This is a genomic window from Dysgonomonas sp. 520, from assembly GCF_010501095.1.
Taxonomy (GTDB): domain Bacteria; phylum Bacteroidota; class Bacteroidia; order Bacteroidales; family Dysgonomonadaceae; genus QVMP01.
On record NZ_QVMP01000028.1, the window covers coordinates 18380 to 34378 of the forward strand.

General features: G+C 41.2%; 11 protein-coding genes. 5 read left to right on the forward strand and 6 right to left on the reverse strand.

Going from position 1 to position 15999, the window contains the following annotated elements:
* Positions 1-46 precede the first annotated feature (46 nt).
* Complete coding sequence (locus tag D0T56_RS14640; protein ID WP_163320911.1) at positions 47-1489, reverse strand: tetratricopeptide repeat protein; 1443 nt, start codon at positions 1487-1489, stop codon at positions 47-49.
* Between the two features lie 522 nt (positions 1490-2011).
* On the opposite strand from D0T56_RS14640, the gene D0T56_RS14645 reads away from it, so the two are divergent.
* The 4 genes from D0T56_RS14645 (at position 2012) to pgl (ending at position 7804) form a co-directional block, all read left to right on the forward strand.
* The gene (locus D0T56_RS14645; protein WP_255491189.1) at positions 2012-4180 is read left to right on the forward strand and encodes a S9 family peptidase; all 2169 of its coding nucleotides are present in this window, start codon (positions 2012-2014) and stop codon (positions 4178-4180) included.
* A gap of 470 nt (positions 4181-4650) precedes the next feature.
* Complete coding sequence (gene gnd / locus D0T56_RS14650) at positions 4651-5550, forward strand: phosphogluconate dehydrogenase (NAD(+)-dependent, decarboxylating) (RefSeq protein WP_163320913.1); 900 nt, start codon at positions 4651-4653, stop codon at positions 5548-5550.
* Positions 5547-7082 (forward strand): glucose-6-phosphate dehydrogenase, encoded by a 1536-nt coding sequence (gene zwf / locus D0T56_RS14655; RefSeq protein WP_163320914.1) that lies wholly within the window; start codon positions 5547-5549, stop codon positions 7080-7082. The genes gnd and zwf overlap by 4 nt, the downstream gene beginning before the upstream one ends.
* Positions 7079-7804, forward strand: a complete 726-nt coding sequence (pgl, locus tag D0T56_RS14660) for a 6-phosphogluconolactonase (RefSeq protein WP_163320915.1) — start codon at positions 7079-7081, stop codon at positions 7802-7804. Before zwf ends, pgl begins: the two co-directional genes overlap by 4 nt.
* 119 nt (positions 7805-7923) lie before the next feature.
* Here the strand turns inward: pgl and D0T56_RS14665 are convergent, their stop codons facing one another.
* The 5 genes from D0T56_RS14665 to D0T56_RS14685 all read right to left on the reverse strand — a co-directional run bounded on the left by D0T56_RS14665 (position 7924) and on the right by D0T56_RS14685 (position 13775).
* Positions 7924-9255 carry a TolC family protein gene (locus D0T56_RS14665; RefSeq protein ID WP_163320916.1) on the reverse strand — a complete coding sequence of 444 codons (1332 nt, stop codon included), beginning with the start codon at positions 9253-9255 and terminating at the stop codon, positions 7924-7926.
* 17 nt (positions 9256-9272) lie between these two features.
* Complete coding sequence (locus tag D0T56_RS14670; protein ID WP_163320917.1) at positions 9273-10418, reverse strand: efflux RND transporter periplasmic adaptor subunit; 1146 nt, start codon at positions 10416-10418, stop codon at positions 9273-9275.
* Positions 10419-10482: 64 nt separating this feature from the next.
* Positions 10483-11736, reverse strand: coding sequence for an ABC transporter permease (locus tag D0T56_RS14675; RefSeq protein WP_163320918.1), 1254 nt, complete (start codon positions 11734-11736; stop codon positions 10483-10485).
* Between the two features lie 81 nt (positions 11737-11817).
* A complete protein-coding gene (locus D0T56_RS14680) occupies positions 11818-13068 on the reverse strand; it encodes an ABC transporter permease (RefSeq protein WP_163320919.1) in 1251 nt (416 codons plus the stop codon).
* Positions 13069-13073: 5 nt separating this feature from the next.
* Positions 13074-13775: an ABC transporter ATP-binding protein gene (locus tag D0T56_RS14685; protein WP_163320920.1), complete on the reverse strand. Its 702-nt coding sequence runs from the start codon at positions 13773-13775 to the stop codon at positions 13074-13076.
* A gap of 301 nt (positions 13776-14076) precedes the next feature.
* Between D0T56_RS14685 and glmS the strand changes: the two genes are divergently transcribed.
* Complete coding sequence (gene glmS / locus D0T56_RS14690) at positions 14077-15921, forward strand: glutamine--fructose-6-phosphate transaminase (isomerizing) (protein ID WP_163320921.1); 1845 nt, start codon at positions 14077-14079, stop codon at positions 15919-15921.
* Positions 15922-15999: the final 78 nt, after the last annotated feature.

Sequence of the window (15999 nt, forward strand, 5' to 3'; positions counted from 1 at the left end):
AAACGAAACTTATTAAAAAAAACAAACATTTATTTACCTGACCGGATTATTTGTTCAATGACTCTATTTCTGCATTGCGTGCGTTTATCTCAAGATCAGAAACTTCTTTTTCCAATTGTTCCTGCAGCTTTTCAAGACGCAGTATTTCGGAAGACATAACCGACTTATTTCCCCCCGAAACGGTTGCATAGGCATTCCTTTGTTCGTTTAATTCATTCTCCACTTTTGCTAGTTCGGCCTTCTTTTCCCGTGCGCTTGAATAAAGATTTTTTGCCTTTGCATTTTTAAAGTCATTATAAAAATAATATGTGATTCTATCGTTTATAACGAACTCAAAATCATAATTTGGAGTATTTTCAGATACCACAACCTTATTGGCACGAACTTTCAACTGAGAATAATCGACCTCTGCCAGCCATGTATCTTTTATTGAAGATATACGAGCCCTGTTTGCCAGATATGTTTCGTCTTCCGACTCTATCATAGAAACCTCTTTGTTGGGAATGAATGTGTAGACACAAACTTTTCCTTCCTGCTGATAACGGTCTGTGGCAAACCACCCTACCCCTTTTTCTTCGTCAATCACCATCAGGTAATCATTGAAAGGCGAATTGAAAGGCATATTCAATCGTTCCGGTGTCAGGTACGAATCGTTATTCATATTATAACGAGTTACATACAAGTCATACCCGCCCATTCCCTTTTCGTCTTCTGCCGAAAAGTAGGTAGTAACGCCGTCGGTCATCACGAACACATAATTTACGTTCCCCGATAATCCGAATTTATTTTTGTCCAGTTCTTTTTCATTGCCATATCCATCAATCAACTTATCCATTGAATATAGCGAATAGAAACTCTCCATAGGTTGACCAAAATAAATACGACTGCCTTTTTCATTAAAATAGACTGTTGAATTTACTTTTACGTTTGCATCAAACACCTCATCAAAATATTTAAGGGAGCCTCCACCCGGACTTAGTTTGTAAGCCGACAATAAATCCGATTTGTCAACCACAATGCTATCTATGATCTGAATATTCTCGGTACGATTCACAAACCGCTTCACCACTTCCATATCTTTTCTCCGGTCTTCAACTACGCTCAAGGCGGCTTTGTCCCTCCGCTTCACAGTGGCATATTGCGAATATTCTTTTTCCGCATCCGAAAAACGATACAATGCGGCATAAACATCCCCCAGATAAAGATGCACTTCGGGTTGTTTTTTCTTATCCACTTTCTGAAACAACTCCACTGTCTTGCTTAGGTCTTGCTTCGTGTTCAGCAAACTCACCCCATACTGAAGATTAACAGTAGGGTCGGAAGAATGAGCACCATATATTTTCTCGAAATAAGGTATTGCCTCAGCATATTTCTTTTCGTTGAAAAGGTCGTTCGCTTCGTCCAGCAAGTCTTGCGCCTTAACCGAAGAAAAGGACACTAGGCACAACACGAAAAGGCTACAAATATATTTTACATTTAGTGATCTCATAATCTATTATTAGTAATTGACAGAAATTAATAATACCTTTCCAGTAGGGATCTATTCCACCCGAAAGATGTACAAAACAATAAATTAGGTCTGTAATCTTATTTTGATTTCAAAGATAGCAATTTTATGAAAACTATGCAGAACCTCGCAAAATGAAGTCTTCGCAAACAATTTTAAATAACCCGTAGTGTATTTAGAAAACAAAAGATAACTAACTGAAACATAGCACATATTTACATTGTCATTGAGTCGCCTTCGCTCCTCGAACATTGTCATTCTGAGTGCAACGAAGGATCTGGATTGAAATACACAGATTTTTCACTTCGTTCAAAATGACAAAACAGATATAAATCTTATAATAATTGAATTAACATCAAAGTCTTAGATGCACTACGGATTCTAAATATTCCTTTTTTATCAAAATAACACTCATACTGATATAATTTACCTTAACTTTGCATGTAATCCAATCAATTTGAAGCCAAAATGTTGAAAAAAAGCACTTTTATAATATTTATATTAATGTCACTAATACCTACATCAAAAATTTCAGGAACAACACTTACTCTTCACGAACTGATTCCCGGAGGCAATAATTATAAAAAATTCCGTCCTCAGTTACCGGAAAACATTTTGTGGTGGGGAGACAAAGCCATATACATACAAAACGATACCATCCTGCAAATTCCGTTAAGCGAAAAAGAAACGGAAACAGTGCTGTTTACGTTGGATGATTTAAACAAAAAGTTCGGAAAAGCAGATCAAAAAGCGGAAAAAATAACGGATATATATTTCCCCGCAAATGGGTCAAATATAATTTCTTTCAAACCTATCCCAACAGAAGGAGACGAAAACATATCAAGGCTATATTACGATCTCGAAAAGGATGAATTTGTATCGTCTTACGAACTCTTTTATTTGCGGGATGCTGCGAACTTAGATTTTTCACCTTGGGGAGATAAACTTGCCTACACAATTGACAATAAACTGTATATTTCAATAGCAGGAAACAAAGAAACACATAACCCCGTGTGTATTCAGAGCGAAGAGAAAGGGGGCATATCTTACGGATCGGGGGATGTGCATAGAAATGAGTTCGGAATAACAAAAGGAACATTTTGGAGTCCCGACGGAAATAGCCTTGCCTTTTACAAGATGGATGAATCGATGGTTGAAGATTATCCTTTGGTCGATATTTCGGCGCGCGAAGCAAAACTAAAAAACATAAAATATCCGATGGCAGGAATGGCTAGCCACAAAGTATGGTTAGGCGTGAGAAATGTAAACGAAGAAGAGGCTCTGACGGAGATATTGGACACAGATGCAAAAGGGGAAAAATATCTTACGAATATTGCCTGGAGTCCCGACAGCAAAAGTATCTATATTGCAGAGCTCAACAGAGCGCAAGATACGATGTTCCTGAACAGGTATAATGCAAAAACTTTGAAACTGGAAACGACTATCTGCACAGAAACTCATCCGAAATTTGTGGAACCCGAAAACCCTGTTTTATTTCTGAAAAATAACCCCAACCAGTTCTTGTGGCAAAGCGAAAGGGACGGATACAATCACCTTTATCTTTATTCGGTTTCGGGAAAACTACTGAAACAATTGACAAAGGGAAACTGGGAGGTTACTTCCGTCGTAGGATTTGACAGTAAGGGAGACAATGTTTTGATCGTTTCGACAGAAGAATCGCCTCTTGAACGGCACATCTATAAAGTAAACCTGAAAACAGGAAAGCGCATAAAACTAACAACCGAAGCGGGAGTTCATAATCCGCAGATGAGTGCATCGGGCAGATACATTATCGACACATTCAGTTCTCAGTACAATCCCGGTAAGGTTGCCGTTATCGACACCAGAAACAACAGTTCGTATGTTTTTTGCGAGACTGAAAGCCCGTTTAAGGACTACATTCTGCCCGAAATAACTATCGGATCGATCAAAGCTGATGATGCGAAAACCGACTTGTATTACAGATTGGTGAAACCTGTCGATTTTGATGCTTCAAAAAAATATCCGGTCATTGTATATGTGTATGGAGGACCTCACTCACAGTTAGTCAACAATTCGTGGATGGCACAAGTCAGAGGGTGGGATATTTATATGGCACAGTTGGGCTATGTTGTTTTCACTCTGGACAACAGGGGAACCTACCACAGAGGCTTTGACTTCAAAAGCATTATCCATCGCCAATTGGGCGTGGTGGAAACCCAAGATCAGATGAAAGGTGTAGAATTTCTGAAGTCGTTGCCTTATGTAGATGCCGACCGCATTGGCGTGCATGGTTGGAGTTACGGCGGATTTATGACATTAAACCTGATGCTTCGCCACCCCGAAACCTTTAAGGCTGGCGTTGCGGGCGGACCTGTAACCGATTGGAAATATTACGAAGTGATGTATGGCGAACGATACATGGACACCCCTGATGAAAACCCCGAAGGATATAAAGATTCCAATATGGTAGACCGGGCGGGCGACTTGCAAGGGCGTTTATTGCTCATTCATGGCGACGAAGACCCAACGGTGGTGATGCAAAACAGCATGCAGTTCTTGAAATCGTCCGTTAAAAAGGGTACACACCCCGATTTTTTCGTTTATCCGGGACAAGGGCATAATATGACAGGACTGGATCGCATTCACCTGTATGAACACGTTACCCGGTATTTTGAAGATTTTTTGAAGTAAAGAATCAGAAACCCTTAACAATTTTCATTTTAACTATTTGTCATGCTTAAAAAACGAAGCGTGATGAGAAAACTTTGTGCCTAATCAAAAAAAAGATTGGACAGCATCTCGATAGATAAAAGCAATGTCTCATTTCTTGAAGGCAATACCTTTCATGTCAATACATTATCTGTATCAGCAAAAAACGGTTTATGTGAATTTTAACTAAATATTCAACAAAACCATAACTTCGCTGTTAATTATTTTAGGAATATACTCGTAGTGCATTAAAAAATAAAAGGCAACAGATTGAAAGATAATACATAATCATCTTGTCATCCTGAGTAAAACGAAGGATCTAAGACTAAAAGCCCAGATTCTTCACTTCGTTCAGAATGACAGTTCAAATAAAAATTTCATTATGAATGCTTTAACATTAAAGCTATAAATGCACTACAGGTGGAATATATAAAATTAAAAGACAAAACATTATGAAAATCGGATTTGTAGGTCTAGGCAAAATGGGCGGTAAAATGGTTGAACGCCTTTTGAATCACGGGCACGAAGTAGTGGTTTACAACCTGACAGAAAAAGAAGTGGACGAAGCGGTGAGCAAAGGTGCAATCGTATCTGCCAACTTGCACGACTTGGTGAGCAAACTGGAAGGCCGTAAACTGGTATGGCTGATGGTTCCTGCCGGAAAACCTGTGGATGAGAATATTGTCGAACTGACTTCTCTACTCGGAAAAGATGATATTATTGTGGACGGAGGCAACAGCTACTGGCGCGAATCTGTTGAAAGAGGTAAAAAAATAGCCGAGAAAGGCATTCATTATATCGACTGCGGAACAAGTGGCGGTGTATGGGGACTTCAAAACGGATATTGCTTGATGTATGGCGGTGAAAAAGGTGCGTGCGATTTTGCAGAGCCTATTTTCAAATCACTTGCTCCCGAAAGCGGTTACATACGTTGTGGCGAAAGTGGGTCGGGACACATGGTGAAGATGATACACAATGGCATCGAGTATGGCATGATGCAGGCTTATGCCGAAGGATTCGAAATCATGAGAAAATCTCCTTACGATGTCGATCTGGAGAAAGTTTCACGGGTATGGATGCAAGGTTCGGTAGTGCGCTCGTGGCTGCTTGAACTTATAGGCAATGCTCTTGAAGGCAATGAAGACCTGAGCGGAATCAAGCCTTATGTTTCAGACAGTGGCGAAGGTCGTTGGACTGTGCAAACAGCAATGGATTTCGACGTGCCTGCACATGTAATCACGGCATCGCTATTCACACGTTTCGAATCGAGAGATAATGATTCGTACGCTTACAAACTGCTGTCTGCCCTAAGGAATCAATTTGGCGGGCACGAAATGAAAAAAGACAAATGATGAAAAAGAAACCGGAAGATCAGGTATTGGTTATATTCGGAGCTTCGGGCGACCTCACATACAGGAAGCTGATTCCGGCAATATTTGATCTGTATATACAAAAATCCCTACCCGACAGGTTTGCTATATTGGGTGTTGCCCGCAGCCCTTTTTCGGACGACTCGTTCCGTGAAAAGATGGCTGACGGAATACGGCAGTTTGCATCGAAAAGAGATGTGGATGAAGAAAATATATCCGATTTCCTGAATCTGCTTTTCTATCTGTCTATCAATACGGACGAGGCTTCCGATTATTCGAAATTGAAAGAGCGGTTGCTGAAAATGGATTCGGACTACGATACAAAAGGAAATTATTTGTTCTATCTGTCTACGCCTCCGAATCTCTATCCACTGATTCCAAAATTTCTTGCCGAGCAGGGACTGAATAGTGAAGACGGAAAAATAAGAAGGATAATTATAGAAAAGCCTTTCGGTACCGATCTGCAATCGGCTAAAGAGCTGAATGCTTCGTTGTTGACCGATTATGATGAAGGCCAATTGTACCGGATGGATCATTATCTGGGAAAAGAAACGGTTCAGAATATGCTGGTGACTCGTTTTGCCAACGGTTTCTTTGAGCCGTTGTGGAACAGAAACTATATCGATCATATAGAGATAACTGCCTCCGAGAGTTTGGGTGTGGAAAACAGAGGTGGCTATTACGACCATTCGGGAGCATTGCGTGATATGGTTCAAAACCATTTGATGCAGCTTGTAGCACTTGTGGCAATGGAGCCGCCCAGTGTTATAGAATCGGATGCAATAAGGAACGAGAAGCTGAAAGTTTATCAGGCTATCCGTCCGTTTACGGAAGCGGATATAGAAAGCAATGTGATAAGAGGTCAATATCTGGCAGCAAAAGTAAAAGGGCAGCCAATGCAGGGTTACAGGGAAGAAAAGGGGGTTGATGCCAACTCAAGGACTGAAACTTATGTGGCGATGAAGCTATTTGTCGACAACTGGCGATGGAGCGGTGTGCCGTTCTATATCAGAACAGGGAAGCGTATGCCTACCCGGGTATCGGAAGTGGTTGTTCATTTCCGCCCTACACCGTTAAAACTTTTCCCTGAAAATGAAGGGTATGTGAGCGAAGGGAATGTACTTGTATTAAGGATACATCCCGATGAGGGAATCCTGTTGAAAACGGGAATGAAAATTCCGGGGGCAGGCTATAAAGTGAAGGAAGTCAATATAGACTTTCATTACAGTCAGTTGCAAGATACTTATGTTCCGGGAGCATACGAACGGCTTCTGCTCGATGCTATGCTCGGCGATTCTACTTTATATTCGAGAGGGGATGCCATAGAGGAAACATGGGAGATAGTGCAACCGATACTTGACTATTGGAACTCGAACCCGGATGCCCCGCTGTACGGTTATCCTTGTGGTTCGTGGGGACCGGAATGTGCTGATAGTTTGATTGAAGGTGAAAATAAGACATGGCGTTATCCGTGTAAGAATTTGTCGGACGATGGAATATATTGTGAACTATGAACAATGAAACAATTTACATATACGAAGATGTGCAAAAACTGGCGGAAGATTTCACATCTTTTCTGAGGAGGGAACTAAAAAAAAGGCGGGAGCTGAATCTTTCCCTTTCGGGAGGCTCTACACCTAAAGCTCTTTTCAACTATTGGGCAGATAATTGCAAGACGGGTATAAATTGGCAAAAGGTTCGTTTCTATTGGGGAGACGAACGCTGTGTTGTGCCCGACGACCCGATGAGCAATTATGGAATGACCAGAGATCTGCTCTTTTCAAAAGTTAGTGCTATCGACAAAAACAATATTTTCCGTATTCATGGCGAAAATGAAGCGGAAGACGAGGCTAAAAGATACTCAGAGATTTTAGATGAGAATTTGCCTAAAAAAAACAATTTCCCTGTGTTTGATATTATGATGTTAGGATTAGGGGACGACGGACATACGGTTTCTATTTTTCCCGACCATATCAATTTTTGGGATAGCCACTCCAACTGTATTGTGGCAAGGCATCCCGAATCGAAGATGTACAGGATAAGCCTTAGCGGGAAAGTTGTGAACAATGCCGAAAATATAGTGTTTCTTGTCACCGGAAAAAACAAGGCTGAAATAGTAAGGAATATTATCCAGCAACGGGCAGAATATAAGGAAATCTATCCCGCTGCCAGAGTAATACCAAATTATGGAAACTTGTATTGGTTTTTAGACAAAGAAGCTGCCAGCCTGCTTTAGAGTTTCAGGTATTGTCATTCTGAACGTAGTGAAGAATCTGTTGCTTACTGAAGATATAGACAACCCAGATACTTCGTTTCACTCAGGATGGCAAGAAAGAAGTTTTTGAGCTACCTCTTTCAATCCAGGGTGATTTCCTTGCCCATATAGAAATCCAGAATTTTGGCTCTGAACAGAAAATCGTATTTAGCCTGAATCAATCCCGATTTGCTCGAAATCAGTTTGGTTTGAGCCTGATCGTATTCGTATACGGTCGATTTGCCGACCTCATATTTTTCCTTCGCATATTTGAACGATTCGGCGGCAGCGTCTAATGATTTTTCGCTCGAATCGTACTTAGCCTGTGCCGCCACAGCACTTTGATATGCTTGCTGAATCTCTTTGAAAAGAGCCAGTTTTGTATTGTCAAGCGAAAGCTCGTTATTCTGAATCTTCAATCGTGCCGCCCTTACCTGATTTCGTGTCTGAAAACGGTTGAAGATGGGGATGCTTAATGTCAAGCCTATATATTCACCGCTGTTATGGTTCAACTGGTCGAAGAAACTTTCGTTGTTCATCCCGTTCACATGCAAACTGCGGGTGCTGTATCCGAGATTTAGGTTCAGAGTAGGATAGTAACCTGCCTGGGCAACCTTCAACGATTTTTTGCTGCTTTCGATGTTATACTCAGCCTCTTTCACCTGAGGTTTCACGTTTATGGCAGTTCTGTATATCTGATCGACAGGTAAAACGCTAGCCAGATTATTTTCTATCACATCCGCCACAACAGGCACTTCTATGTCGAAGTTGCTATTATCTTGCAAATTCAATGCTTGTGCCAGATTGAGAAGGCTGAGGTCTAAATCATTTTTTGAGTTTACAACATTCAGTTCGTCACCGGCAAGTTGAGACTTTATGTCGAATAGCTGAGATCGTGCCACTTTTCCGCTTTCCACTAAAATGGAAGTCTGCTCAACCTGTTTTTGCGTCAGTGAAGCCTGCTCTTCGTACACTCTTAATATTTCTTTTTTGAAAAGCACATCCAGGTAATAAGATGTCACCTGCAAAGCGATATCGTCTTTAACTCTTTTCAATCCTTCAATGGCAGCACTCAGGTTCAACTCCTTGGCTTTAACTTCGTTCGGTATTTTGAATCCTGTAAATATAGGCGTATTGGAAGACACATTGAAAGATGTTCCCGAACTATTGCTCGACACATAACTCTTAGACGCTTCCGAATAAGCATTTCCAAAGTTGAACTCCTGGTTCACGCTTGCGCTTAAATCGGGCAGCCTGCTGTTTTTGCTTGTGCTCAGCTCTATTTCCGAGTTTTTAACCGTAAGGTCTTGTTGCTTTATCTCGATGTTGTTTTCGATGGCGTAGTCGATACACTGCCTTAACGTCCATTTGGTTTGCGCCTGCACTAATATAGCCGCAAGAAGAAAACATCCCGTAATTATATATTTTTTCATTGTAACGATAAATTAAATTATTCATGAGGCGGGTGCTCTCCGCTACCTTCCTCTTCTTTCTTTGCATACGGGTCAATCACATTGCCACGCACTTTGTCGCCCTTGTTCAATCCCGATTTCACTTCAATTTTAACTCCATCCGACAATCCCACGTTGATTAGCTTCTTTTCAAATTCCTGCTTGGGTGTTTCCGTCTTCACAACATACACATAAGCCGAGTCGTTGCTGAATGTAACCGAACTTTCGGGGATAGTTAATACCTGAGAGGCTTTAGCAACCACGATCTCGGCATTTGCGCTATATCCCGCACGGATATATACACTATCGGGAATACGTGCTGCGGCCTTGATTTCGAACAAAACTGCGCCGCTTTCCTCGGTTCCCTTCGGGGCGATGTATTCCAGATTTGCATCAAATTTTTTGTTTTCGATTGCGCCAATAGTTAATTTCATGGGCATATTCACATGGATACGGTCTACTTCCGTTTCATCAATTTTTCCGATAAAAATCATGTCGTTCATGTTGGCAATGGTAGCTATTGTTGTTCCGTCATTAAACGTATTTGCCTGAATAACCGAGTTTCCCACCTTTACGGGAACATCCAGAACCATGCCGTCGATGGTGGCACGTATTTGGGTGTTGCTATATTGTGCGGTAGACTTGGATATACCCGTTTTCACGATATCCAGATTGTCTTGGGCTGTTCTCAACTCTTCACGGGTATTGTTATAGTCGGCCTGCGATTTGTCCATTTCTTCTTTAGCGATAACACCTTTTTCAAACAGTTCCCGTTGGCGGTCATATTTCGTTTTTTCGAGGTTCAGGTTGATTTTTGCCAGATTGACACGAGACTCCGCCGAATTGAGCTGCGAAACATCGGGGATAACTTTCACCACTGCAATTACCTCTCCTGTTTTCACAAAGTCGCCCGCCTCTTTCCTTATTTCGGTGATGATACCTGAAATCTGTGGCTTTATCAATATCTCGTCTCGGGGCGACACATTACCTGTTGCTACGGATGTGTTTTCAATGTCGCTGGTTTCTACAACCACCACCTCGTAGAGAGTTTCTTTACCCATCGAATTCTTTATTATCAAGTAAATCGGGATAATTACCAATAGCCCTAAAAATATAAAGAGCACAATTTTTAAAACCTTTTTCATAATAAATAAGTTACAAGTTACGAGTAAACGAGTTACAAGTTATTTTAATTTTTTTATATCTATTCTATTCATCTCTGATGGCATCAATTGCTTTTATCTGCAACGCCCTCGAAGCAGGTAGCAATCCGGCCAACAATCCCGAAACAGACAGTATAAGCAAGGCGGCAAGAGCCTTTCCTATGGATATGAAAGGAGGAATAAAGAAAGAATCTTCTGTTCCCATCATCATTCCTTGCCTTATCAATTCGAGTATCAGTACGCCCAATGCAAGTCCAAGGAATCCCGCAATGAAAGTAAGCACAAGGCTTTCGCTCATAATTTGAGTCAATATTGATCTCGGTTTTGCGCCTAATGCCCGACGTACTCCTATTTCGCGAGTCCTTTCCCTTACCGTTACAAGCATAATGTTCATAATACCGATTATTCCCGACAGTAATGAACCCATCCCTACAATCCAAATTAAAATCTCCACACCCAACGACAAGTAAGTAAACATCTTGAATTGTGTTTCTAAGTTTATACTCATCACTGCTTTTTTGTCGTCAGGAGCAATATTGTGATTCTTCTTAAGAATTTCGGTAATTTGAGTTTCCAATACCGAAACCTCGTAGCCGGGTTTGGCGGTACATCCCATGAAATAGATTACATCTCCCAGATTGTAAGCCTGTTGCATGGTGGTAAAAGGAATATATACAGATGATTCCACATCTCCCCCAATGCTGGCATTGGATTTAGGTTTCATCACCCCTACAATCTGGAAGTAAATGCCATTTGCCTTGATATAGTGCCCTATGGGGTTTTCTCCTTTATCAAAAAGCGCCTCATATACTTTTTTTCCTATCATACAGGATTTTCGATTGTACTTAATATCCAAGTCGTTAAACAATCTGCCGTTGAGAACATATTGCTGTTCAATTTTGAAATGATCGGGATATACCCCCCTCACCTCGGAAGTGAATGTGCGCTGTCCTCTGACAACATTCTTTGCCCCATTATGACCAAACAGCATGGGCGATATGTATTCCAGTGCAGTGGCTCTTTGCTTTATCACCTCAAGGTCACGGTTGTTCATATTCCACGAACGACCTTTTCGGAATCCTTTATAAGGCTCACTTGTTAAACGAGATGCAAAGAAACACGAGTTAACGGCAAAACCATCCACTTGTTTTGCAATTCCACCGGTGAAAGAGTTTCCTAATCCCAGCAGAATAACAAGCATAAATATGCCCCAGAACACGCCAAATCCGGTGAAGATACTCCGTGTTTTGTTGCGGGATATTGTTGCCCATATTTCTTGCCATTTATCTATATCGAACATAATTTATTAGTTACAAGTAGACGAGTAAACAAGTTGTTGTTGCTTCGTATTATTCTTAGTTTTCATTTTTTTCTTATCGACTTATTCTGCCCGCATTGCTTCTATCGGTTTCACCCTTACTGCTTTTATCGCAGGAATCAATCCTGCTATTACACCTGCAATGATCAGGGTAACTGTTGCACCTATCACCGCATCCATCCCCACAGTAGGGTCTGCGAAAAACACAGGCTTATCGGGTGAACTTGGACCTCCGGCTCCCATTGCCGTCCCGATTAAGTCCATCAGGCCTAATCCGAAGATCATGCCTATGTATCCGAAGATAGCAGTTATCATAATGGATTCAAGAACAACAGATTTCAGTATAGAAATGGGCGATGCTCCGATTGCCTTACGTATGCCGAATTCTTTAGTCCTTTCTTTCACGGTTATCAGCATAATGTTGCCAACCCCCACCACACCTGCAATGAGTGTGAATAGCCCGATAGCCCACATAGCTATGTTGATTGCCCAAAATATTGTTGTTGCTTGTGCAGCATGTTCGGCAGTGTTCTGTATGTAGATGGCAGACCGGTCTTTCGGATCAAATTTATGTAGCTTACCCAATTTGTCACGAAATATATCTTCAAATTCTTTACTTTTCTCAACCGAATTGAGAGACGGAACAACAAACTCTATCTTGTCCATCCCATAAAATTTTCTGTAAAGAGCCTGTCCCGTGGTGAATGGAATATAAGCCGGAGGACTTCCCATACTGCCTTCGTCTTTGTATACACCCACAACCTGATATGCAATGCTGTCGGCAACCACATACTGCCCGATAGGACTGGCTCCCTTGAAAAGTATTTCTTTCATTTCGGGACTGATAACTATTTCCTTTCTCAGACGATCTAAATCCGATTGGTTGATGAATCTTCCTTCCGAAATGGTCAGGTTGTAAATAAATTCGGCATCAGGGTAAACGCCTCTGAGCGTCCAAGCTCCATATTCCTTATTATGAGACAAATTCACCGATTTGTTGAGAACCGGAGTTATATGCGAAACCCCATCCAGTTCCTTTTCAATCAGGTGCATATCTTTATAGTCGAATTTTATCTGACGATCGAGGGGGAAACCCGCATAAGGCAGGGTGGTGTATCCCGGATAAAGCCCGATCGTGTTTTGTGCCCGGCGCGAAAAATTGGATGTGACCCCGTTCTTTAATCCCGTTCCGGCTCCCAGTAAAACTATCAGGATGAAAATGCCCCAAGCGATAGAAAAACCCGTCAAAAAAGTACGCAACTTATTTTGCTTGATGGTGAGGAATATTTCTTTTATCGAATCTGTATCAAACATGACCTTTACTCTATTGACAGTGATTTGGGATGTTCATTTATTTCAATCGAACCTATTATTCCGTCTTTTATGTGTATGATGCGGTCGGTTGCATCGGCAACAGCCTGTTCGTGCGTAACAATTATCATTGTGATCCCTTCCGCAGTGTTCAGGTTTCTCAATATATCCATCACTTCGGCCGATGTTTTGCTATCCAAAGCTCCTGTCGGTTCATCGGCAAGTATTATCTGAGGGTTGGATATTAGTGCCCGTGCAATAGCCACACGCTGTTTTTGTCCTCCCGACAATTCGTTGGGCAGGTGATTTGCATGGCTCGCCAACCCTAGTTTATCAAGATACTCAAGGGCGATAGCATTACGTTTCTTCCGGTTCACACCTCTGTAATAAAGGGGCAAGGCAACATTTTCCACTGCATTCTTAAACGATATAAGATTGAAGGACTGAAAGATGAACCCGATTTTCTGATTTCTGAGTTCGGCGGCTCTGGTTTCGTTCAGGTTTTTTATCAAAACATCATCAAGATAGTATTCTCCCGTATCGTAATTGTCCAGTATTCCAAGAATATTCAACAACGTTGATTTTCCCGATCCGGATGCCCCCATAATAGAGAGGAATTCTCCCTTATGAACATCAAGATCAATGCCCTTTAATACGTGTAGGGGCGAAACTCCGTAGTATGTCTTGTTTAAGTTTCTTATTTTTATCACTTTGTCTTGATTTAATCCGTAATAACTAAATAAATAATGCTAAAAACTCCCGATTGATATTACATTTACATTTTATATGTCGTCGTAGTAAAAAAAATATCACACCTAAATATAATTTTATTTTTTTGTTTTATATTTGTAGTCTACTTTTTCTATAAAAATCTCCTCGAAGGAGACAGAGAAATATTAAGGTCGCAGACTTAATTCATAGCTAGAGTTAGCAAAGCAAGTTTTTAGTAGGTTATATATAGATACATATCGTTAAGTTCTTTCAATTACTTATTTAAATATTACCAAATATATGTGTGGAATAGTTGGGTATATAGGATACAGAGACGCTTATCCTATACTTATTAAAGGGCTCCATAGGCTCGAATACAGAGGTTATGATAGTGCAGGGGTTGCACTGATAAACAACGACAGCAAACTCTCGGTTTACAAGGCTAAAGGCAAGGTACAGGATCTGGAAGATTTTGCGAAAGACAAAAACATCACAGGAACAATAGGAATTGCGCACACACGTTGGGCAACTCATGGCGAGCCAAGCAATGCAAATGCACACCCCCACTATTCTCAGTCGGAATCATTGGCTCTTATTCATAACGGCATCATTGAAAACTATACCGTTCTGAAAGCGGAATTAACCTCGAAAGGTTATACTTTTCACAGTAGCACCGACACGGAAGTGCTTGTGCAGCTGATTGAATATATAAAAAGTACAAACCACTGCGATTTATTTACGGCTGTGCAGTTAGCTTTGAATCAGGTGATTGGAGCTTATGCCATTGCCGTGATAGACAAGAGCGATCCCGATCAGATTATAGCAGCACGCAAAAGCAGTCCGCTTGTAGTAGGCATCGGTGAAGATGAGTTCTTCCTCGCTTCGGACGCTTCTCCTATTGTAGAATATACAAACAAGGTTATATATCTTGAAGATGAGGAAATAGTGGTGATAAGAAGAGGCGAAGAGCCAAAAATTGTGACCATCTCGAATGTTGTATCAACTCCTCATATACAGGAACTTAAATTAAGTTTAAGCCAGTTGGAAAAAGGGGGCTACCCTCACTTCATGCTGAAGGAGATATTTGAGCAACCCGAAACTCTGCAAAGCTGTATGAGTGGGCGTATCAATGTGGAGGGAACAAACGTCACACTGTCGGGGATTATAGATTATAAAGAGAAATTTGTCAATGCACGCCGCATCATCATAATAGCCTGTGGAACCTCGTGGCATGCCGGACTGATAGGTGAATATCTGATAGAAGAATATTGCCGCATCCCTGTTGAGGTGGAATATGCGTCTGAGTTCAGATACCGTAATCCTGTTATTTTTCCGGACGATATTGTTATAGCAATTTCCCAATCGGGAGAAACTGCCGATTCGCTTGCAGCCATAGAGCTTGCCCGTAAAGCAGGAGCTTTTGTTTACGGGGTTTGTAATGTAGTGGGTTCATCCATTCCTCGGAATACCGATTCCGGGTCATACACCCATTGCGGACCGGAAATCGGAGTGGCTTCTACAAAAGCATTCACTGCGCAGGTAACAGTTCTGGCGATGATGGCGTTGGCAATAGCCAAAGAAAAAGGCACAATAGAAAAAGATGTTTACCTGAAAATATTGAAGGAACTTCAAAATATTCCCAATAAAATAAAGGAAATTTTGAAACTGAACGAAGATATAAAGAATCTTTCGTCCATATTCACATATGCTCACAACTTCATTTATCTGGGTCGTGGATATAGCTATCCCGTGGCATTGGAAGGCGCATTGAAGCTGAAAGAAATTTCATACATTCATGCCGAGGGCTATCCTGCCGCCGAAATGAAGCATGGCCCTATCGCGCTGATCGACAACGAAATGCCCATCGTGGCAATAGCTACCAACAATGCCATTTATGAGAAAGTGGTGAGCAATATTCAGGAAATAAAGGCGAGGAACGGGCGTGTCATAGCAATCGTTAGTGATGGAGACGAAACCATAAAGGAATTGGCCGACCATTACATCCAAATTCCATCTACACTGGAGTGTCTCGATCCGCTGTTGTCTACAATACCCTTGCAATTGTTGGCATATCATGTGGCTGTTCATAAAAACAGGGATGTGGATATGCCCCGAAATTTGGCAAAATCCGTTACAGTTGAATAAACTTAAGGATAATTTGTAGTGCAATTTCAAATTTTTTCTATCTTTGTAGCTTAAGATAATGATTTACAGCCTGCCTCT

What these genes read in the sequence shown, in the direction of transcription:
- D0T56_RS14680 (WP_163320919.1), bottom strand. Translation starts at nt 13,068, where the DNA reads ATGTTTGATACAGATTCGATAAAAGAAATATTCCTCACCATCAAGCAA.
- glmS (WP_163320921.1), top strand. Translation starts at nt 14,077, where the DNA reads ATGTGTGGAATAGTTGGGTATATAGGATACAGAGACGCTTATCCTATA.
- D0T56_RS14640 (WP_163320911.1), bottom strand. Translation starts at nt 1,489, where the DNA reads ATGAGATCACTAAATGTAAAATATATTTGTAGCCTTTTCGTGTTGTGC.
- D0T56_RS14645 (WP_255491189.1), top strand. Translation starts at nt 2,012, where the DNA reads ATGTCACTAATACCTACATCAAAAATTTCAGGAACAACACTTACTCTT.
- pgl (WP_163320915.1), top strand. Translation starts at nt 7,079, where the DNA reads ATGAACAATGAAACAATTTACATATACGAAGATGTGCAAAAACTGGCG.
- gnd (WP_163320913.1), top strand. Translation starts at nt 4,651, where the DNA reads ATGAAAATCGGATTTGTAGGTCTAGGCAAAATGGGCGGTAAAATGGTT.
- D0T56_RS14675 (WP_163320918.1), bottom strand. Translation starts at nt 11,736, where the DNA reads ATGTTCGATATAGATAAATGGCAAGAAATATGGGCAACAATATCCCGC.
- zwf (WP_163320914.1), top strand. Translation starts at nt 5,547, where the DNA reads ATGATGAAAAAGAAACCGGAAGATCAGGTATTGGTTATATTCGGAGCT.
- D0T56_RS14670 (WP_163320917.1), bottom strand. Translation starts at nt 10,418, where the DNA reads ATGAAAAAGGTTTTAAAAATTGTGCTCTTTATATTTTTAGGGCTATTG.
- D0T56_RS14665 (WP_163320916.1), bottom strand. Translation starts at nt 9,255, where the DNA reads ATGAAAAAATATATAATTACGGGATGTTTTCTTCTTGCGGCTATATTA.